Below are 19,293 nucleotides of genomic sequence, written 5' to 3' on the forward strand. Positions count from 1 at the left end.
ACCCGGGAACCGGTGCCCTCAAAGGGCTCCCCGTTTTTGTGCCCCTCGGTATAGCTTTCGAGGCTTGTTCTTCTGGCCCTTAAAAGGCTGAGAAAATAAGACCTTCTGGACAGAAATTATACAGAATTCTTGAGCCGAGGCCTCAAAAGGCATCTACTTTTCGTCACCGATGACTTCCGGAGCCTTACTGAAGCCACCTCCAATTTCTTCCCCTATAACTCAGCTCTACCTTCGGCGTAACTTTAAAGCCAAATTTCCTTCAAGGATTATCGCAGAGTAAGGGAGTTCTTTCCCAAACTGAAGATCTGATCGGATAGACAGGAAGGGGAGAGACTATTTGCAGAACTTTGCCGGGTGGTCAAGAACGAATATAGCCAATGGGGCCAGAGCCTTGAGGAAAAGGCTTCCCGTTACCTAGCCTTTCTAGATTGCCCCAGAGAAGTGAGAAAATACATCTATTCCCCCAATCCTGTGGAAAGCATCAATTCCGGGCTAGCTAGGATGGCTATGGAGCTTGGAAACTATTTTCCTTTGGAAAAGGCTCTCGAAGTGAACCTTTTCGTCCAAATGGCCGATCTCTAGTAGAGGTGGTGACTAAAACTCTTGTCCACCGTTCAGGCCTTGAGCTACGAGCTCTAGAAGAAGTTTATTTTGACCTATGAACTCAAGCAATCTAAAATGCCTTTACACAAAAGGCCCTGTAGGTCTTCTCAGGGGGCGTGACGTTGTCCCTCAGATTGAAGTCAGCCTCACTTGTCCCGCACCGACACTTAATCCTAATCTCTAGGAACATTAAGATACTTCTTATTAGGAGTATCTTAATCCACTATTACATAAAGCTGGGCAGATGGTCAAGATGGAGCTTTGCGAAGGATTCGCTCCAGAGTATAGGTGACCATAATCATTTTGATTTTAAGGGGGACACTATGGAGAAATTTGTCGCCTGTCTCAACTGTATGGATGGTCGGGTTCAGGAACCGGTGATCTCCTGGGTCAAGGAAAACCTGGGGATTCCCTTCGTGGATATGATTACCGAGCCCGGGATGGATGGCCTTCTGGGAAGAAATTTCGGGGAGGAGATTCCGCCACCCATCCTCGCTAAACTGCAAATATCTCTTAAAAAGCACGGCTCAAAGACTGTGATCGTGGTGGGCCACTACGACTGTGCCGGAAATCCGGTAGATGAAAACACGCATAAGGAACATCTCCGGGTAGCGGTGGAAAAACTTCGCAAGCTCTATCCGGAACTTACAGTGATAGGGCTCTGGGTTTCCGAAAAGTTCAGAGCCGAGAGATGGTTTTAGAGTTTGGCCAGCAAGCAGGAATACCGTAAGATGTTGGGTGGTAAAGACTTTAGCGACGGAGAAAATCCCCTCTTTGAGAGGGGGATAGGATGCCCTTTTGGGCCTGCGAGGTTAAAAGAAAGAACCTTTGCGGAGGTGGGGATATGAAGTTGGGATGGATAGGAGCGGGGTCTTTGGGTAAGGCCATGCTGGAAAGGCTTCTCGGGGAGGGCTGGAAGCCCCTGGTCTGGAATCGTACCCCTGAGAAGCTGAAAGATCTGAAGGTGGAGAAAGCCTCCTGCCCAGAGGAGGTGCTTCGGGAAAGCGAGGTGGTGGCCCTGTGTCTTCACGATTCTTCGGCGGTAAGGGAAGTTCTCGAAAGGCTCGTCGGTAAAGGTCTTCATGGGAAGATTTTGGTGGATTTTACCACCAACCATTTTGAGGAGGTGGTGTCTTTCCATGAGATGGTATCCCACGCCGAGGGCAGTTATTTGGAAAGTCCGGTGCTAGGTAGCGTTATCCCAGCCTCCCGGGGAGAACTTACCATCCTGGTAAGCGGAGAGGAAGGCCCCTTCCGCAGGGTACAACCTCTCTTGGAGTGTCTCGGACGTAAGATCTTTTTCTTTTCTGAGCCCGGTAAAGCTAGTCGTTTCAAGCTAGTCAATAATCTAGTGTTGGGAGGGTTCCTTGCGGTTCTGTCCGAGGCCGTAGCTCTGGCGGAAGAGTTAGGGTTTGACCGGAGTGAGACGCTTGAGGTTCTTGAGAACGGAGCCGGGCGTTCGCTGGTGCTTTCCGCCAAGAAGGCCAAATTCCTCAACGAAGATTTCTCCCCGCATTTTTCGGTCAAGAACATGCTCAAGGATCTCGACTATCTGTCTGAGATGGCCCGCAAAGCGGGAAAGCCCCTTCCCATTATCTCGGAAATACGTGAGCTTTATAGAAGCGCCTTTCGTCGCGATCCAGAAAAGGATTTCCTCCTAGTGTGGAAGGTCCTGCGGGAACTATAAACTCGCAAGGAAGGCGCAGCGAAGGCCGCCGTGTTCGGTAGTAAGGATTTGCCGGAAGCGAAGACCAGTGAGGCGCGAAAACTCCCGGGATCTGGCTTCGGGAAAGATCAATACGAGACGCCATCCCGAAAATCTATCCCTGAATATTTTTCCCAAAGTGCGATAGAAGACCACAAGGTTCCGGGATTTTAGGCGCTTTCCGTAAGGAGGATCGGTTATGATGTGTCCCGAACCCGGGCTCGGTGGCGAGAGTTCTTCTAATTTTATTTGAAAGGTTTCAACCCAGGGTTCAAGGCCTGAGGCCTGAAGGTTTTTCCGGGTAGCGGAAAGGGCCTTATCCGAAGCGTCCCCGGCAAAGATGAAGGGTTCCTCTGGAGGCGGGTTTTCGCAGGACCGGGCCTCGGCCTTTATTTCTTCCCAGAGCCCGGAGTCAAAGTTCGGCCAGTCTTCAAAGGGGAAAGACCGGAGAAGTCCGGGGGCGCGGTTTGCGGCGATAAGGGCGGCCTCGATGGGGATGGTACCGGTGCCGCAGAAGGGGTCAAAGAGGGGCGCGCAAGGGATCCAGCCCGAGGAAAGAATCAGGGACGCAGCCAGGTTCTCCCGGATGGTGGCCAGGCCCTTGCCCACCTTGTAGCCCCGCCGGAAGAGATCGCCCCCGGAGGTGTCAATACTTATGGTGCACAGGTCCTTCACGAATCGGACTACGATGAGGATCTCCTTTTCGGCAGCCTGAGTAAGGGCCCGTCCGAGACGATTCCCTAGGGCCGTAAGGACTCGTTCCTTGATGGCCCTCTCGTGATAGAGCTTTGAGCGATAGGAGGTCACCCGGAGCTTCACTCCGTAACCCTCGGGGATGTAGGTCTCCCAGGGATAGCGTTCGGTCTTGCGGATGAGTTCCGGAAAGGAGAGGGCCCGGAAACGAGCCACCCTGAGGAGAACACGGTTGGCCGTCCGCAACCAGAGGTTTGAAAGGTAGAGTTCTCTTAGACCGCCTTGGAAACGTACCCCTCCGATCTCAATCTCTCCTGAAAGACCAAGGCCCTTAAGCTCTTGAGCCACGAGCTTCTCAAGCCCTGGCGGAGAGACCGCAAAGAGTTCAAGGCTAGCCTCCCTCATCGTTCCTCCGAGTCTAACCCTTTTATATCTTTGGGCAATTATTCTGGAGGGCTTTTATTTATGAAAACTTTTTGACGTTGTCTATAGATTATCTTTAAAATTCCGATAAAACCCCTTGTGAGGGAGGCGGGGGATGCCCAGTCGACGGGATTTTCTTAAAATGGCGGGGATTGGCCTTATGCTTGCGCCGGAAATCCTAAAGGGAGAGGCCAGAGGCGGAGTGAGGCTTCCGATGGTGGGCTATGATTCCAGGAAGTGCCTGGGGTGTCAGGCTTGTGTGCTGGCCTGTCAGAACGCAAGGGGCCTTTCCCCGGAAACGAGACTGATCGAGATCACGATTTCGGAGAAAGGCCGCTACCCGGAAGTTAAGCCGGAATTCAGGCTGCGGGTCATGGGGTGCGATTTCTGTATTATGAAGCTCGGTGAAGGGGAGGTTCCGACCTGTGTAAGGGTATGTCCCACCGGGGCGCTTAGCCTGAAAGGCTCTTACAAAATCAAGCCGGGAAACCTGCCCCTTTCAGGGACGGAAAGGGTGGTGCATACGGTGTGTTTGGCCTGTAACGCCCGCTGTGGCCTGAGGGTCCGGGTCAGGGGAGATGGGATTGCGGCCGTGGATGGCAATCCCTATCATCCCTATAACCGCGCAGGAAATCCCATCCCCTATGAGACCCCGGTGCGGGAGAGCCTTTCGGAGGCGGCTAGCACCTGCGGAAAACCCCAGTGTGATCGGGACTATTTAAAGAATACCTACCGGGTCCTTTTGCCCTTGAAGCGAAACGGGCCCCGGGGCTCGGGCCGTTTTGTGCCCATCTCCTGGGATCAGCTTATAAGGGAGATCGCCGAGGGCGGAAAACTTTTTGCCCATCTCGGTGACGAGCGTCACTACCCGGGTCTCAGGGAAATACTTTCGGATGACCCCATTGACCCTTCTGCTCCAGAACTTGGGCCTAAGCGGAATCAGCTGGTCTGGCTTACCGGGCGCTCGCAGGCGGGCCGAAAGCACTTTATAAACCGGTTCGTGAAACAGGCCGTGGGGTCCGTGAACCACATCGGGCACACGGACATCTGCGGGATCGGTTTCCGGATGGGAAACTACATCCTTACCGACGGAAGGCAGGTGGAGCTTAAGGCCGATCTCAAAAATTCCCGTTATATGATCGTTTTCGGGGCCAACATCTTCGCCGCCGGGCAACCTGGAGTGAACACCGCCGGGGCTATCATAGCCCGTAGAGCCGTGGCCGGAAAGCTTAAAGTGGTCATCGTGGATCCTAGGGGGCACGAGGGGCTAGCCATAGCCCACGAGTGGCTTCCGGTTAAGCCCGGGGAAGACGGGGCACTTGCCCTGGGGTTTTTGCGGGTCCTCCTTGAGGAAGGGCTTTACGATCGGGAGTTTCTGGAGCTTCCTTCAAAGGAAGCCGCTTTTCGTGCCGGGCGGAACCTTTACACCAACGCCACCCACTTAGTGGTGACCAATGCGGACCATCCTCTTTACGGAAAAATTCTCAAAGTGAAGGATGTGGCCGGCGTTTCCGGAGCGGCCGAGGACCCAATGGTGGTTTCACCAGAAGGAAGGCTTTCTCCCGCCTCATCGGTGTCCTGCGGTGTGCTTGAGTGGGCCGGGGAAATTGAGCTTGCGGATGGCAGCCGAGTTCAGGCCAAGACCACCTTTCTTATTTTTAAGGAAGCCGTTTTTGAACATACGCTTGACTACTACGCCGAAAGATCGGGGATCCCGCGGGAGAAGATCGTAAAGATCGCCCGTGAGTTTGCGGCTCACGCCCCACAGGCCGCAGCCTTTGCCTATCACGGTGGCGGAAACTATCTGGGCGGGGCCTACGCCAGCTATGCCATTGCGCTTTTAAACGCTCTTGTCGGCAGTGTAAACCGTCGGGGAGGATATCTCCCTTCAGGTGGGGCCGCGGCCGACTGGCGGAGAGGTCTCTATGATCTTAAAGACTTTCCCGGGGCCTTAAAGCCCCGCGGGGTCAAGATCTCGCGTGAAAAATACGCCTATGAGAGGACCTCGGAATTCAAAAGAAGGGGGTATCCCGCGCCCCTTCCCTGGTTCCCCTTTACCAAGGGCGGCCTTTCGGTCTCGGCCATGGTGGGGATCGACCGCCAGTATCCCTACCCCGTAAAAATCCTTTTTACCTATTTCTTTAATCCGGTCTATAGCATGCCGGGTGGGAAGAGGTTCGAGAGGACGCTCGCCGATCCTGAAAAGGTTCCTCTCCATGTCTCCATAGATGTCACCATAAACGAGACCAACATCTATGCAGACTACATTGTGCCGGATGTGACCTATCTTGAGGGGCACTACGGGTTTCTCAACCCCCACGCCCCGGGCGAGAGGTTCACCGCGGTGCGTACCCCGGTGGTGGAGCCTCTAACCGGCCGCACCCGGGACGGGCGCCCATTCTCGCTTGAGACCTTCCTCATTGATCTTGCGGAGTATCTCGGGCTTTCGGGGTTCGGGGATAAGGCCATCCCGGGAGAGGACGGAAGGCTTTACCCCCTTCATCGGGCCGAGGATTTTTACCTGAGGGGGATTGCGAATCTTGCCGAAAACGCCGGGGTTCCTCCTGCGGCCGAGGAGGAAAGACGCTATGTGGAGGCCAACTATCCGGTTTCCCGCCATCGGGATCTTTTAAAGCCCCAAGAATGGGCCCGGTGCTGCACGGTGCTCGCCCGGGGCGGGGTGTTTCTGTCTCCGGAGTCCCTCTTTGACGAAAACGGAAATTTTAAGAAGGGCCTTCCCTATGTGCTTTTCTGGAACGAGAAACTGGCAAGCTGTGGGGATGGTCTTTCTGGGAGACACTTCCACGGCACGGTTCGCTATCGGCCGGTCTCCATCCGTGGGCAGGAGGATTTCCCCTTCGTGCTTCTATCGCACAAGCTTGCCCTCCACACGCAGTCGCGGACCATCTGTTATCGGCAGGCCCTGGCCCTTTTCCCCGAGCCCCCGCTTCTCGTAAACCGGATGGATGCGGAGCGCCTGGGGCTTTCCGACGGGGATCGGGTGCGGCTTACCTCGGCCTCCTATCCCGAAGGGGTGATCGTGAGAATCATGGTCTCGGAAAGAATTCGGCCCGGATGCGTGGCCCTGCCCCATCACTACGGGCACTGGCAGCACGGGGCCTCGAAACTTCAGGTTTTGCGGGCTGAAGAGGTCTTTCTCGGGGGAGGCCGGGTGGCCCGTGGAGATCGGGTTCTTCCTGATCCGAGGAGGGCCCGCGGCGCAAATCCAAACCTTTTGAGTTTCCGTTCGACCGAAAGTTTTGATCTACCTCTGGTAGATACCCTAGGGGGCATTCCGGATTTCAGCCTCACCAAAGTACGGGTAGAAAAGGTCTCAACGGAGGGGAAAGATGCGTAAAGTGATCCTTGGGTTCTTTTTGATTCTTGCGGTTTTTGGAACCGGAAACTGGGTGCGGGCGGAGAAGAAGATCTCGGGGCGGATGGTCTGGCGCTTAAGCATCTCCCCTCCGCCCGGGGCCAAGAAAGCCCGCCTCTGGCTTCCCTATCCCCGGACGGACAGGTATCAGAGGATACAAGATCCAGAGGTTTTCGGTAATTACGCCTATCACGGCCTTTTTACCGACGAGCACGGAAACCTCATTCTCTATCTCGAATGGGATCTTGACCGCACCACAAGGCCGGAGATGGTCCTTTCCTACCGGGTCTTGCGCTGGGAAGTGGTGCGGAATGATTTTCCTGAACCCCCTCAAAGCTTTAACCCCGAGAATTTCAAAGAGTTTCTTTCCGGAAACCGCTACGTAGAGGTTGGAGGGGAAGTTAGGAAACTAGCCTTGGAGATCACCCGGGGCAAGACCTCGGTTCGAGACAAGGCCCGGGCTATCTATGACTGGGTGGTGGATAATCTCAGGCGGGATCCGAAGGTCAAAGGCTGTGGTAAGGGTATCGTTTGCAAGGTGCTAAAAAATCGGTGCGGGAAGTGTGCGGACCTCAACTCGGTCTTCGTGGCTCTGTGCCGGGCAGCTGCCATTCCGGCCCGGGAAGTCTTCGGTCTGAGGCTTGGCCAAGAGGGCGGGGAGAACCTCACTGGAGCCCAGCACTGCTGGACGGAGTTTTTCGTTCCAGGCTACGGGTGGGTGCCGGCTGACCCGGCCGATGTCCTGAAGACGGCCCTCATAAAGGGGCTCTCGCCCAGGGCTCCGGAATTGAGACCCGTGAGGGAATACTACTTTGGGGCCGTGGATGCCTACCGGGTGAAGCTCTCAGAAGGGAGAGACTTAATTTTCAATCCTCCCCAGGAAGGTGAGCCCGTAAACTATTTCGTCTATCCATATCTAGAGATAGACGGAAGGCCGGTGGATATCTTTCGTTCGCCAATTCTTGACTTTGAGATCACCTGGGAGAAGGAATAATATGTTTTGGCATGGGAAAGATTATTTGGCTTCTTGCCGGAGTGGTCGTGCCTCTAATTCTCGTCAAAATAGCCTACGCTGTAAGCATGGTCTTGGTCCTTCCGAAAACCAAGGGAGCCCTCTTTGTCTCCACCTCACGTCGTAAGATCCGGGCCATTCTTGAGGCCGTCTCCATGAGTCCCGAGACCAGGCTGGTTGATCTCGGCTGCGGGGACGGGCGATTTCTGCGGGCGGCCTGGAAACGATACCAGGTGCGGGGTGTGGGCTACGAGATCAATCCCTGGGCCTATTTTTTGGCCAGAGCGAAAAACGGACTCTTTCGGGTTCCGACAGAGGTGCGATTTAGGGATTTCATGAAAGAAGATCTCTCGTCTTATGAGGTAATTTTTTGTTATCTTTTTCCGGACGTTCTTCGAGAACTGTCGCCCAAACTCCGGCAAGAATTGCGAAAAGGGGCTATCGTGATCAGCTGTAACTTTCCTCTGCCGGGTTGGAGGCCTCAAAAGGTGATCCAGGAAGGTGATCCTATTTATATCTATCAGGTCTCCTAGGAGGGCCAGGTTTGATCCAACAATTTCTGGATGAAGTCCGAAGGAAGGCCATAACGAGTCATGACCCGCCTGAAGATTTCGGTGGAGGCCACCAGTTCTTCGGCAACCACTTCGTCGGCTCCCAGATTTTTGAGAACTTCAATTTCAGTGGCAAACCTAGTCCTTGCAATGAGATAGACCTTGGGATTGATACGCCTTACTAAGGCAACCACAGCCCGGGCGGTCTTGGCATCAGGAATGGTTACAGCTACCACACGTGCCATCTCTAGACCGGCTTCTTGCAGGATATACGCATTAGAGGCGTCGCCAAAGACGATAGGAGTCCCTTTCAGCTTTTCCCTTTTGACAGTCAAGGGGTTTAGTTCGATAACTACAAAAGGCAAGGAGGCCCTCTTGGCAGCTAAGGCTAAGGTGCGCCCAATAACTCCGAAGCCGATTATAACCAAGTGGTCTTTGAAGAATTTATCTGAGGCTGAAGGTTTGGCTATGGCCCCCCAAAAGCGCCCGCCAAAACGTATCAAGAAGTTATAGCTCAAAGGCGTAAACAAGATGGAGAAGAGGGTAGCTGCAATGAAGATCCGGTGTTCTTCGGGTGAAAGGAGCTGGTATTTCAAACCTTCCTGGGCCAAGACAAAGGAAAATTCTCCTACTTGAAAGAGCAAGAGACCTGAAGTCAGGGCGATCTTGAAGGGATATCTCAAGAGCAAGACTGCTCCCAGAGCGATAAGACCTTTCAGAACGATAATGCCCGAAGTGAGTCCTAGGACCTTGAGCGGCTGTTGCCAGAGTGTCTCCGGTGAAAGCAGCATGCCCACCGAGATGAAAAATACGCACACCAAGAGGTCCTTGAAGGGCAGGATTTCGGCTACTATCTGGGCGTGGTAGGGGCTGCGGGAAAGGAGGAAGCCTGCCAGAAAAGCACCCATAGAAAGAGAAAGGCCGGCCTTGTAGGTGATGAGGGAAATGCCTAGGCAAAGAGCGATCACGATCAAGAGAAAGAGTTCGCGGTTGCGGGTAAGAGCCACCTGATCCATGATCCAGGGCACCAGCTTGGTGCCCGCGATATAGAGGGCGACGAAGGCCCCTGCGCTTTTCAAGAACAGAAAGGGCCAGCTTTGGGTTTCCCCGCTCACATCCGGGTTGAGCAAAGGGATGGCCATGAGCATGGGTACCACCATGAGATCCTGGAAGAGGAGGATTCCCATGGCGATCTGTCCTTGAGGGGTCTCCAGTTCATGACGATCCTGCAGCAAGGAGAGTACCACTGCGGTACTGCTCAGGGCCACCACCAGGCCCCAAAAGATGCTTCGGCCTAGAGTCAAGCCCGCTAATACTTGCAAGAGCAGAGTTACGGTCAAAGCCGTGGCCAGGATCTGAAAGGTGCCTCCCAGAAGGGCAATCCTCTTGAGGCGGGAGAGTTGGGCAGGCGAAAACTCGATCCCGATAGTGAAAAGCAGCAAGATGACCCCGATCTCGGCCCAGAGGTGGATTTCTTCCAAGTTTTGTATAAGGGCTAGCCCCGAAGGCCCTATGAGGACTCCGGCCAGTATGAAGCCTATGAGGGTTGGAATACGCAAATGATGGGCTAAAAGACCAGTCAGAGCCGCAGAGCACAGGATAAGGACGATTTCTTGGAGTAGGGCCACCCTTTCTCACCTTAGAAAGAACGGGGAGGGCCGGTCATAAGCCGGGTTCTGTAGCCTGCGGAGCCTTTCGACCCCCGCAGGTGGTGGTCATTCCTCTAGGCGGCCGGTTGCCCGGCCGCTCTAGCGGCCTACCCGGGGGCATCGGGCGGGCCACCCTCAAGCGCCCCCCTATGCGGCCTTTCTCCGGGCGGGGTTTGCCGTGCCTTCCTCCCTCTCGGGAGGAAGCGGTGGGCTCTTACCCCACCTTTTCACCCTTACCCCGAGGCCAAGCCCCGAGGCGGTCTGTTTTCTGTGGCACTTTCCAGGGGTTACCCCCTCCGGGTGTTACCCGGCGCCCTGCCCTGCGGAGCCCGGACTTTCCTCCGGAGGTCAAAGACCTCCGGCGACCACCGACCGACCCTCCCAGAAATAAAATTTAAGACGGAGTAACCTATAAGCAAGGGCGGGTTTAGGCCCGGGGCCCTTCCTGATCCTCTTTTAGGGCCTGACAGTATTCCTCGATCAGTTCGTCAATAAGTTCTTGGACCGAGACGATCTTGTCTACCCGCCAGGCATTGGCCCCGGCAAAGACGAAACCAGCTTCAAGTCTACCTCGCTGGGCGTTTATCAGGGCCGCAGCGATACAGTAAGGACTCTTGCGGTAATCGCAGGTCTTGAGGCAGTGATAGATACACTTATAAGGCTTCTTTTTGCCGGCCTCTACCTCTTTGATGAAAGTACCCCGGATGGCTCGACCGGGAAGTCCCACAGGACTTTTGATAATGGTGAGATCTTCCTTGGTGGCCTTGACGAAGGCTTCCTTGAAAGCCGGGGCAGCGTCGCACTCGTGGGTGGCCACGAAGCGGGTGGCCATCTGGACCCCGGCAGCGCCGAGTTTGTTAATGTAATAATAGATGTCGCGTCCGGTGTATATGCCGCCTGCTGGAATTACCGGAATAGGTTTGCCCGCCTTGTCTTCAAAGGGTTTCATGGCTTCTAGCACTTGGGGAACCAGGACTTCAAGGCGTGACTCCTCGGCTTCTATCTTGTCCGGGGCAAATCCTAGATGGCCTCCGGCCTTGGGACCTTCCACCACCACCGCATCGGGTACGTACTGGTACTTGCTCCACCAGCGTTTGGCAACGAGTTGAGCCGCCCGAGGCGAAGACACTATGGGGACCAGCTTGGTGTTCGCTCCCTCGGGCCGAAGTTCTGGAAGGTTCAAGGGAAGCCCGGCTCCGCAGAATAGGATGTCGGCTCCGGCTTCACAGGCCGCCCGGCATAGGGGCTCAAAGTCCGTAAGGGCCACCATGATGTTGACCCCGATGATTCCTCCCGGGGCCTTCTTCTTGGCCAGGGCGATCTGGCGTTTAATGCCTTGGATGTTGGCTTCGGTGGGATTCTTGAAGAAATAGGCCTCGCCCTCGTAGATTCCAACCAAAGCCGCAGATATTACACCAATCCCACCGGCTCTAGCTACCGCCGAGGCCAGGCCCGCCAGCGAAATACCTACGCCCATGCCTCCCTGGACAATAGGTACCCGCGCTACGAGATCACCAATTTTGAGGGCCGGGGGTTCACAGGACCATTTGGATTCCATCATAACGATGACTTTTTTAATTCTTTTTGAGACTAAAGTCAATCTCTAATATGTCAATATCAAAGCCCTGTAGGAAATTTGGGTAATTTCTCCAGAGCCTCCCGGATCTTTTCTTCTGGATACTCGTAGTCTTCAAGCTTCCCTTCCAAGAAAGCGTCATAGGCCGCTAGATCAAAGTGGCCGTGCCCGCTGAAGCAGAAAACAATGGTTTTCTCCTCGCCAGTCTCTCGACACTTGATGGCTTCGTCTATAACCGCCCTTATGGCGTGACTGGTTTCGGGTGCCGGAATGATTCCTTCAGTTTGGGCAAAGAGCACCGCCGCTTCAAAACAGGGGTTTTGGGGATAGGCCCGTGGTTTTATCACGCCCTCTTTTACCAATTGGCAAATTAGGGGAGCATCTCCATGATATCTCAGACCTCCCGCATGAATGCCTGGAGGCTCAAAGGTATGCCCCAGGGTGTGCATCAAAAGAAGAGGGGTGAGACCAGCGGTGTCGCCAAAGTCATAACGATAGACGCCCTTGGTGAGCGTAGGGCAGCTGGTGGGTTCAACCGCAATCACCTCCGCCGAAAGACGACCCTCAAGGATCTCTCCAATGAAAGGAAAGGTAAAACCAGCGAAGTTACTTCCCCCACCGACACAACCAATAAGGATGTCCGGTCGCTCTTCTATCTGTTCAAGCTGTTTCTGGGTTTCAAGGCCGATAATGGTCTGATGAAGGAGTACGTGGTTTAGAACACTACCTAGAGCATAGTTAGTGTCCTCGTGAGTGGCAGCATCTTCTACCGCTTCAGAGATAGCAATCCCCAAGCTACCCCGAGTCTTCGGATTTTCGGCAAGGATTCGACGGCCGGCCGCTGTGCGTTCAGAGGGCGAGGGGAAGACTTCTGCTCCCCAGATGTGCATTAGACTCTTACGGAAAGGTTTCTGCTCGAAACTCACTTTCACCATGTAAACCGTGCACTCAAGGTTAAAAATCTTACAGGCAAAGGCCAGGGCGCTGCCCCATTGCCCGGCCCCGGTTTCCGTGGCCAGCCGACGGATACCTTCCTTTTTGTTGTAATAGGCCTGGGCCACGGCGGTATTGGGCTTGTGGCTGCCAGGAGGGCTAACACTTTCGTCCTTGTAGTAGATTCGGGCCGGCGTCTTCAAAGCCTTCTCAAGATTGTGGGCCCGGCGCAGCGGAGTCGGCCTCCAGAGACGATAGACTTTTTTCACTTCCTCGGGGATTTCAATCCAGGGTTCCGGGCTCATCTCCTGCTCGACAAGGGCGCGGGGAAAGATGGTGAGGAGGTCTTCGGGCTTTATAGGCTCCCCACTTCGGGGATCAAGCGGTGGAGCTGGCGGTTTGGGTAACCGGGGAATGATATTAAACCACGCCTCCGGCAGTTCGGTTTCTGGAAGGAGGATTTTGGTCTCCAAGATGATTAAACCTCCTTAAAATAAACAGTCTAGCGCAATCTAGACTTTACACAAAAGAAGGTTCTATGCAAATAGGAAAAAATTAATAAATAAACATTAATAAAAGAATCAGGAAACTAACCATTACGGTTTTCGCCCCTAAGAAGTGGTATTCGGAGTTGGGTGAAGATTAAGCACGTCAGTTCCGGGCAACATCGCGGTCAAAACTAAAAGGTCTGTACCCTTTTACGTTGCCCCAAGCCAAAACGATGGCGTCCACTATGTCGACTTTTCTGGCTCCAAAGAGGACCAGGGCTTCCCTGTAAACGGCAAGCTCTCCTTCTAAGCCTTTGTAGTCCAAGAGTTGGGATAGCTTCTCCACGGCCTTCTCCTTGGGCACACCGTAAACTTTCAGAAGAACGTAGACGGTCTCGGCAAGAACACTTTCCGGGATGAAGGCCTGAACCTTTCCGAGTTTGACTTGCTCCCAGAAGGTCCGGGCTTTCTCGAAGTGCTCTGGGTGATCCCCGATGAGGTAGCGGATGATAACGTTAGTGTCTACCACTACCAAACTTTTCACGCACGGCCTCCGTCCAGGCTTCTTCCTTGGCTTTGGTTAGGTCCACGGGCTTAGCGTATTCCTTGAGAGAACCTGCCAGGTCTTCCACCGGCTCAATGATTACTTTCCGATCCCGGAGAACGAGCCTGAGAACCTCGGAGCCAAGGGCTTCTCTCATCTCCTTGGGAAGCGTGATTTGTCCCTTTTGGGATACTTTGACAGTCTTAATCAACATGACTTTACCTCGCACGCAAGCTTTACTTTGATTGTAAGTCAAACCAGAGGGAAAAGGAAGTGGATGCCATTCAAGGAATACGCCTGGGACCGCAAGTGGAACCTCAACTGGACGGCCGATCACCTAGCAACTGAGGCCAAACTCATAAACGACCTTTTGGCTCAGATCCAAAACCAAAACATAAGGGGTTAAACCATGAGCACCAGAGAACGCTTAGACCTAAAATCCAAGATCCTTGAGACTAAAGTGCACGAACTTATGGACGTGTCTTTGGCCCTGGAGGTTTTGGCAGACGTGGCCCGGTTGGCCGAGGATGTCCAAGAAGTCGATCCGGAAGGCAAGCTAGGCCTTTCTTTTCTAGCCGAGAAAGTCAAGAACTCCTACTCTACAATCTTTAAGACTTACACCATGTGGATGACCGAAGACCTGGGCAAAGCCAAGTTTGAGATCAGGCAAGCCGTCAATGACCTTCTGGCCCAGACCAAGACCCAGAAACCCGGCCCCGAGGAGGAAGAGGACATCAACGACGGCTGCGGGTGCGAGGACTAAGTTCGCCAGGGCCGAGATTACGAACTTACTTCCTGGCCCTGGTCACCAAAACTAGACCGAGGAGGGGGAAGTCATGAACATCAAAGAAGCCATCTAAGACCACGTTAAAGGTATCCGCATGAGGACGAGAGAGATCTTCACACCGAACACCTTGCCATTGAGAACCTTGCTTTTTTGGGAGTGTTTGCGAGACTTCGTCTATTTCTTCCGGGGCACGGTTAACCGCTACGGGTTCTCCGATGTAGATATACAGGAGAGTGCCCCTGGACTCTCTGCCCTCGCTTTTTGATCTCCTAGCTCACTTTGCCTTTGACCGTAAGTGGGCGCTTGTCGAGATCTAGGAGGCTCTTGAAGCCGAAAGGAAAGGCCTCATGATCTTGGCATCCGAAGAAGAAGGCTCCAAGCCCAAAACACCACACCACGGAGGTGCCAAAATGCCTAAACTGAAAAATCGAAGGCTTTCGACAAAGAGGCTTTGATCGAGGCCCATTACGTCCTTTCCGAGGCCTACCATGAGCTTGAGCGGTTACCTGCGGCCATGGAGGGGATAGCCGAGGCCCTGAACATGCTTTCCCGGTATGCGAGCCTTGAGCAAGCTCTTTTTACCGGGCACGCTAAAAACCGAATGTGCTTCCATAAATTTCCAAGGAAGAGGTGGAGAATTAGGATCTATCTTACTTCTAGGTAATAGGTGGGGAAAATCAAATTATCAGGAAGAATAGATCTTCTGAAACCGTTGAGAATCAAGGTGCCGGGGGGCGGAATCGAACCACCGACACGCGGATTTTCAGTCCGCTGCTCTACCGACTGAGCTACCCCGGCACGTAATTTATTTACATACCATCTTTTGAAAGGCTTGCAAGCCCCTAAGCGGGTTTCATCTTCTTGTGCTTGGGGACCTCCTTACGACGCTTGATAAGATCCTCGCCGAAAAGGACGCTCTTGAGCCACCGGAACCCGAATTGGAGTAACGCCAGATCATCCTCCCGAATGCGATCTTGAGTTTCCTGGTCCACCTCAAAGATCTCTAAAAATTTGCTCTCAAATACGAACCGGCGGAACCTTTCAGGATTAGTGCTCACCATGAAAAAGAGCTGAAGGCTCTTTTCCGGGACCTCAATAGGGCCCAGGGACTCTTTTTTCATGACGATCTCGGCCCACTCCTTAACCGGCTCCTCGGTCTCGGGAATGCCCTGGCTCTGACGGTACTCTTCGACCGTTATCTCCGGGCCGGAATCGAGTCCCTGGCAAAATCCTTCCTTGACCAAGTAATAGAAATCTTCGTTACGGCCTTCGTCCCGGTTGCGGAAAATTCCCAGTCCAAGGGGATAGTAACGACAGGCCAAAGGCCTTACTTCGTAAACTTTGCACCCTTCTTCACTTAAAAAGGGACAGGTCTTTTCCTCGTTGTCTTGCATCTTGAGGCGAGCTACCGGCAGTCCGGAGCGAGGTAAGATGAAAGGCTCGGTGTACTGCAGCAGAAACTCGTCGGTCGAAAGTCCTAGGTGATTTCTCAAACGAAGGATGTCATAAGGTGTAAGCGGAAGATAGAGGGCCGAACAGCAGAGTTTGAAACAGGGCACTCCCGGCCCGCATTGAAAAATGAACTTCGTCCCTGGTTCGAGCTTAATAGGGACGATGACGCGATCCATACCTCGAAGTTCGGTGATGGCCATCTCTCTCTCCTCAACTCCTTTTTTTTAATCTTACCCCGAAAAAACCATCCAGACCATGGCGATGGGGATAGGTGTGCAGAAAACCATTTTCGTCAATGAGCTCCCGGGCGGCTTCGGGAAGGGCCTTTCTGGGGTCGTCGATCTCGAATTCTGGATGACGGGCCAGAAATTGCTGGATCACCTCTTCGTTTTCCTCGGGTTCAAGGCTGCAGGTAGCGTAAACCAGAAGCCCCCCTTTTTTTAGAGTTTCGCTAAGAGATTCTAGAAGGGCCAACTGTTTCTCCGGGACTTTTACCAAATCCTCGGGTTTGCGGGCCCATTTGATGTCGGGATGCCTCCGAATAACCCCGGTTCCGGTGCAGGGGGCATCGATCAAGATGCGATCGAAAAAGTTCCCTCCGAGGGCCTTTACGGCCTCTGTCACGTCAGCTGTGATGGTCTCCACGTTGGTGATTCCCAGGCGCTCGGCGTTTTCGCGAAGCCTCTTAAGGCGCCATTCATAAAGATCGTAGGCATAGATGTGACCGGTATTGCGAAGGAGTTGGGCCAGATGGGTGGTCTTGCCTCCAACTCCGGCGCAGGCGTCAAGGATCTTTTCTCCCGGCCGAGGCGAGACCAGGTAGGAGACCAGCTGGCTGGACTCGTCCTGAACCTGGAGCCAGCCCACCCGAAAGGCCCGGAGGTTTGTCACGTGACCCCGAAAGCCGTGTAGAATGATGCCGTCAGGGCTATAGCGGGTAGGTTCGGCTTCTGGTATCTCGCTTTTGAGATAGAGGAGGAGCTGATCCCTGGTAACCCGCAAGGTGTTGGCCCTCACCACCAAAGGGGGTTTTTCGTTGCCGGCGGCGAGCAAACGTTCAGTTTCCTCTTCGCCAAAACGGGCTAACCACCTTTCTACCAGCCACTCGGGGTAAGAGTAACGCACGGAGAGATAGGCCACAGGATTCATCTCTCGGGGAGGTTCAGGCGGATTCTGTCTTTTAGCGGCGATTTTCCTTAAAACGGCGTTTACGAACGAGATAATCCACTTCCCGCGGCCTCTTTTGAGGAGCTTTACGGCCTCGGCCACCGCGGCCCGCTCGGGTATGCGGGTAAAAAGGAGTTGGTAGGCCGAAAGCCGCAACAAGTTCCTCACTTGGGGATCCATTTTCTCTAGAGGCTCTTCAGAAAAGCGAGAGATCACGTAATCAAGGTAATAGAGATGCCGGACCACTCCGTTCACCAGCTCCCCACACAGAGCACGGTCCCGAGGGTCCGGAAGGACGCTCTTGGTTAGAACTTCGGCCAAGATCTCGTCGAGGAGAGGTTTCCCCCGTTCCCAGCGGATAAGGGTTTTTAAGGCCATAGCCCGAGGATTTCTGCGTGGGAGCTTCGGCATAGGCTAAAGGACTTTCCTTATACGTTCGACGGTTTCGGAGTAAAGGGCCCTCAATTTCTCGGAGATGCGAGTAGAGGGTGTACGTTGCCCCTTCCGGATGTCTTCGGGAAGGCTTTTGAGGTTCTCGGCGGCTTTTTTTCGTATTTCCGGAAGGGGCGGGTTTTCCATGAGGAGACGGCCATCCCGCATGAAGCATTTCAGAAGGGGGTTGCCTATAAGATTTTCTTCCCTAAGACCTAATTCATCTTCGTAGAAGAGCCCCGAGGGGTCAAAACGCCGGAAGACCTGCTTGCGGCCGGGATAGGTGACCTTGCCTTCGGAAAGTTTGAGTCGAGGTTTGCCGTCATATTCCACCAGCTTATAGGCTAGGTCGAGATAAGGGGCGTCGGCCGAAACGCCCATCTTGGTGCCTATGCCAAAGGCGTCAACCGGGGCTCGGGAGGAAACGATTTCGGCGATTTTGTGCTCGTCAAGGCCACCGGAGACAAAAATCTTTATTTCCGGGAATCCGGCCTTATCAAGAAGTCTTCGAACCTCCCGGGCCAGTTCGATCACGTTTCCGGAATCGAGCCGCACCCCACGGACGCGAATACCCCTTTCGGAAAGCCGTCGGGCGACCTCGATGGCCTTTTCGGCTCCGCGGAGGGGATCGTAAGTATCGATGAGAAGAACCGTGTTTTCGGGGAAGTTTCTGCCAAAAGCTAAGAAGGCCTCTTCCTCGTTTGGGAAACTTTCCACATAGGAATGGGCCATGGTCCCGGTAACCGGTATGCCGAAGAGTTTTCCGGCCAGCACGTTGCTGGTGGCCGTAAACCCCGCGATATATGAGGCTCGGGCGGCATGTAGGCTGGCCTCAAGGCCCTGTGTACGCCTGGCCCCAAAGTCCACACAGGGCCGTCCATCTGCCGCTATTACGCATAGGGCAGCCTTGGTAGCCACTGCGGTTTCAATATTTAAGATGTTGATGACTAGGGTTTCTACAATCTGGGCCTCGGGAAGGGGTGCTGTAATCTCCACCACAGGTGCGTTTTCAAAGAAAACCGTGCCTTCTGGAAGGGCCCAGACCTCCCCGGTAAAACGGAAGTTTTTGAGATAATCCAAAAAAGTGGGCTTAAAGAGCTTTAGAGATTCCAAATAAGCGAGGTCTTCTTCGGAAAATCGGAAGTCTTGAAGGGCCTCAAGCAGGGGCCAGAGACCTGCGGCCAGCAGAAAAGAGCGATTTTGGGGAAGTTTCCGAACGAAAAGCGAAAAGGTTGCCGGAGCGAGCATGTCTCGCTCCACATAAACCTGGCTCATAGTGAGCTCATAGAGATCCGTAAGAAGGGCGGAGACGTTAAGCCAGGAGGACATCAAATCACCTTGGCTTTATAGATCCTCTCCATACGTCGCAGAGCAAAGGCGTGGGCTTCGGGATCGAAGTCCCCTACGGCCCTCTTCGGAACAACTACCTTAAAGCCCCGGAAAAAGGCCCCAGCCGCGGTGTCCATCACGCAGATGCTGGTGCAGACCCCGCAGAGCCAGACCTCGGTAACTTCGAGTTCCTTGAGGACTTCTTCGAGCTCGGTGCGGAAGAAGGCGTCAAACCGGGTTTTGGGAAGTACCTTATCCCCGGGCTCCGGGGCGATCTCCGGGATGACCTCTGCCCCCCACGTGCCCTTCACACAGTGGGCCGGAAAGGCCTGAAATTCCCTGTCGTCTGGATCGTGAGCGTCGCAGACATAGATAACCGGTTCTTTCCGCGATCGGAATTCTTCGATGAGCTTTTTGACTTCCGGAATGATTTTTCTGGCCGCTTCACCGCAGTAAAGTATCCCCCTAGGGTCCATGAAATCATTAAGCATGTCTATAACAACCAGGCCCCGCATCTTGCCCTCCACGTGGAAAGATTAATCAAGGGCAAATCGTTTGGCAAGATGATCTGAA

Annotated in this window: 18 protein-coding genes, 1 tRNA gene, 1 other RNA gene and 1 pseudogene; 9 read left to right on the top strand and 12 right to left on the bottom strand. The window is 53.9% G+C overall.

The window, feature by feature from the left end; translation table 11 throughout:
* Positions 1 to 348: 348 nt before the first annotated feature.
* From TDIS_RS01810 to TDIS_RS01820, 3 genes and pseudogenes are all read left to right on the top strand, one after another.
* Positions 349 to 582: pseudogene (locus TDIS_RS01810) on the top strand (transposase); the annotation flags it as partial.
* Between the two features lie 344 nt (positions 583 to 926).
* Positions 927 to 1,304, top strand: a complete 378-nt coding sequence (locus TDIS_RS01815) for a carbonic anhydrase (protein ID WP_068668657.1) — start codon at positions 927 to 929, stop codon at positions 1,302 to 1,304.
* Between the two features lie 89 nt (positions 1,305 to 1,393).
* Positions 1,394 to 2,290 (top strand): NAD(P)-dependent oxidoreductase, encoded by an 897-nt coding sequence (locus TDIS_RS01820; protein WP_208595656.1) that lies wholly within the window; start codon positions 1,394 to 1,396, stop codon positions 2,288 to 2,290.
* Here TDIS_RS01820 and TDIS_RS01825 read toward each other — a convergent pair.
* A complete protein-coding gene (locus TDIS_RS01825) occupies positions 2,285 to 3,406 on the bottom strand; it encodes a THUMP domain-containing class I SAM-dependent RNA methyltransferase (RefSeq protein ID WP_068668659.1) in 1,122 nt (373 codons plus the stop codon). The genes TDIS_RS01820 and TDIS_RS01825 overlap by 6 nt on opposite strands.
* A 133-nt stretch (positions 3,407 to 3,539) precedes the next feature.
* Here TDIS_RS01825 and TDIS_RS01830 point away from each other — a divergent pair, with 133 nt between their 5' ends.
* Genes TDIS_RS01830 through TDIS_RS01840 form a run of 3 tightly spaced genes read left to right on the top strand, consistent with a single transcriptional unit; the run spans position 3,540 to position 8,345 of the window.
* A complete protein-coding gene (locus tag TDIS_RS01830) occupies positions 3,540 to 6,782 on the top strand; it encodes a molybdopterin-dependent oxidoreductase (protein WP_068668661.1) in 3,243 nt (1,080 codons plus the stop codon).
* On the top strand, positions 6,775 to 7,794 hold the full coding sequence (locus TDIS_RS01835; RefSeq protein ID WP_068668663.1) for a transglutaminase-like domain-containing protein: 1,020 nt from the start codon (positions 6,775 to 6,777) through the stop codon (positions 7,792 to 7,794). Before TDIS_RS01830 ends, TDIS_RS01835 begins: the two co-directional genes overlap by 8 nt.
* An 11-nt stretch (positions 7,795 to 7,805) precedes the next feature.
* A complete protein-coding gene (locus TDIS_RS01840; RefSeq protein ID WP_068668665.1) occupies positions 7,806 to 8,345 on the top strand; it encodes an SAM-dependent methyltransferase in 540 nt (179 codons plus the stop codon).
* On the opposite strand, the gene TDIS_RS01845 is transcribed toward TDIS_RS01840, so the two are convergent.
* The 6 genes from TDIS_RS01845 to TDIS_RS01870 all read right to left on the bottom strand — a co-directional run bounded on the left by TDIS_RS01845 (position 8,342) and on the right by TDIS_RS01870 (position 13,767).
* Positions 8,342 to 9,991 (bottom strand): cation:proton antiporter, encoded by a 1,650-nt coding sequence (locus TDIS_RS01845; protein ID WP_068668667.1) that lies wholly within the window; start codon positions 9,989 to 9,991, stop codon positions 8,342 to 8,344. The genes TDIS_RS01840 and TDIS_RS01845 overlap by 4 nt on opposite strands.
* 22 nt (positions 9,992 to 10,013) lie before the next feature.
* Positions 10,014 to 10,392: RNase P RNA component class A (gene rnpB / locus TDIS_RS01850), an RNA gene on the bottom strand.
* A gap of 47 nt (positions 10,393 to 10,439) precedes the next feature.
* On the bottom strand, positions 10,440 to 11,573 hold the full coding sequence (locus TDIS_RS01855) for an NAD(P)H-dependent flavin oxidoreductase (RefSeq protein WP_208595657.1): 1,134 nt from the start codon (positions 11,571 to 11,573) through the stop codon (positions 10,440 to 10,442).
* A gap of 56 nt (positions 11,574 to 11,629) precedes the next feature.
* A complete protein-coding gene (locus TDIS_RS01860) occupies positions 11,630 to 12,997 on the bottom strand; it encodes a TrpB-like pyridoxal phosphate-dependent enzyme (RefSeq protein ID WP_084270896.1) in 1,368 nt (455 codons plus the stop codon).
* A gap of 175 nt (positions 12,998 to 13,172) precedes the next feature.
* Positions 13,173 to 13,553 (bottom strand): PIN domain-containing protein, encoded by a 381-nt coding sequence (locus TDIS_RS01865; RefSeq protein WP_068668684.1) that lies wholly within the window; start codon positions 13,551 to 13,553, stop codon positions 13,173 to 13,175.
* Positions 13,525 to 13,767, bottom strand: coding sequence for an AbrB/MazE/SpoVT family DNA-binding domain-containing protein (locus tag TDIS_RS01870; RefSeq protein ID WP_068668692.1), 243 nt, complete (start codon positions 13,765 to 13,767; stop codon positions 13,525 to 13,527). The genes TDIS_RS01865 and TDIS_RS01870 overlap by 29 nt, the downstream gene beginning before the upstream one ends.
* A gap of 63 nt (positions 13,768 to 13,830) precedes the next feature.
* Here TDIS_RS01870 and TDIS_RS11445 point away from each other — a divergent pair, with 63 nt between their 5' ends.
* From TDIS_RS11445 to TDIS_RS01880, 3 genes are all read left to right on the top strand, one after another.
* Entirely contained in the window at positions 13,831 to 13,959 is a 129-nt protein-coding gene (locus tag TDIS_RS11445; RefSeq protein WP_279614528.1) for a hypothetical protein, read from the top strand.
* Positions 13,960 to 13,962: 3 nt separating this feature from the next.
* Positions 13,963 to 14,316 carry a hypothetical protein gene (locus tag TDIS_RS01875; RefSeq protein WP_068668694.1) on the top strand — a complete coding sequence of 118 codons (354 nt, stop codon included), beginning with the start codon at positions 13,963 to 13,965 and terminating at the stop codon, positions 14,314 to 14,316.
* Between the two features lie 475 nt (positions 14,317 to 14,791).
* Positions 14,792 to 15,004: a hypothetical protein gene (locus TDIS_RS01880; RefSeq protein ID WP_068668696.1), complete on the top strand. Its 213-nt coding sequence runs from the start codon at positions 14,792 to 14,794 to the stop codon at positions 15,002 to 15,004.
* Positions 15,005 to 15,065: 61 nt separating this feature from the next.
* Here TDIS_RS01880 and TDIS_RS01885 read toward each other — a convergent pair.
* The 5 genes from TDIS_RS01885 to TDIS_RS01905 form a co-directional block, all read right to left on the bottom strand.
* A tRNA-Phe gene (locus TDIS_RS01885) sits at positions 15,066 to 15,138 on the bottom strand.
* Between the two features lie 44 nt (positions 15,139 to 15,182).
* The gene (locus TDIS_RS01890) at positions 15,183 to 15,992 is read right to left on the bottom strand and encodes a YkgJ family cysteine cluster protein (protein WP_084270897.1); all 810 of its coding nucleotides are present in this window, start codon (positions 15,990 to 15,992) and stop codon (positions 15,183 to 15,185) included.
* A gap of 10 nt (positions 15,993 to 16,002) precedes the next feature.
* On the bottom strand, positions 16,003 to 17,370 hold the full coding sequence (gene rsmB, locus TDIS_RS01895) for a 16S rRNA (cytosine(967)-C(5))-methyltransferase RsmB (RefSeq protein WP_068668698.1): 1,368 nt from the start codon (positions 17,368 to 17,370) through the stop codon (positions 16,003 to 16,005).
* Positions 17,371 to 17,373: 3 nt separating this feature from the next.
* Positions 17,374 to 18,720 carry a nicotinate phosphoribosyltransferase gene (locus TDIS_RS01900; RefSeq protein ID WP_068668701.1) on the bottom strand — a complete coding sequence of 449 codons (1,347 nt, stop codon included), beginning with the start codon at positions 18,718 to 18,720 and terminating at the stop codon, positions 17,374 to 17,376.
* On the bottom strand, positions 18,720 to 19,235 hold the full coding sequence (locus tag TDIS_RS01905; protein WP_068668703.1) for a cysteine hydrolase family protein: 516 nt from the start codon (positions 19,233 to 19,235) through the stop codon (positions 18,720 to 18,722). The genes TDIS_RS01900 and TDIS_RS01905 overlap by 1 nt, the downstream gene beginning before the upstream one ends.
* Between the last annotated feature and the right edge of the window lie 58 nt (positions 19,236 to 19,293).

Origin of the sequence: Thermosulfurimonas dismutans (assembly GCF_001652585.1) — a bacterium.
Lineage (GTDB): Bacteria > Desulfobacterota > Thermodesulfobacteria > Thermodesulfobacteriales > Thermodesulfobacteriaceae > Thermosulfurimonas > Thermosulfurimonas dismutans.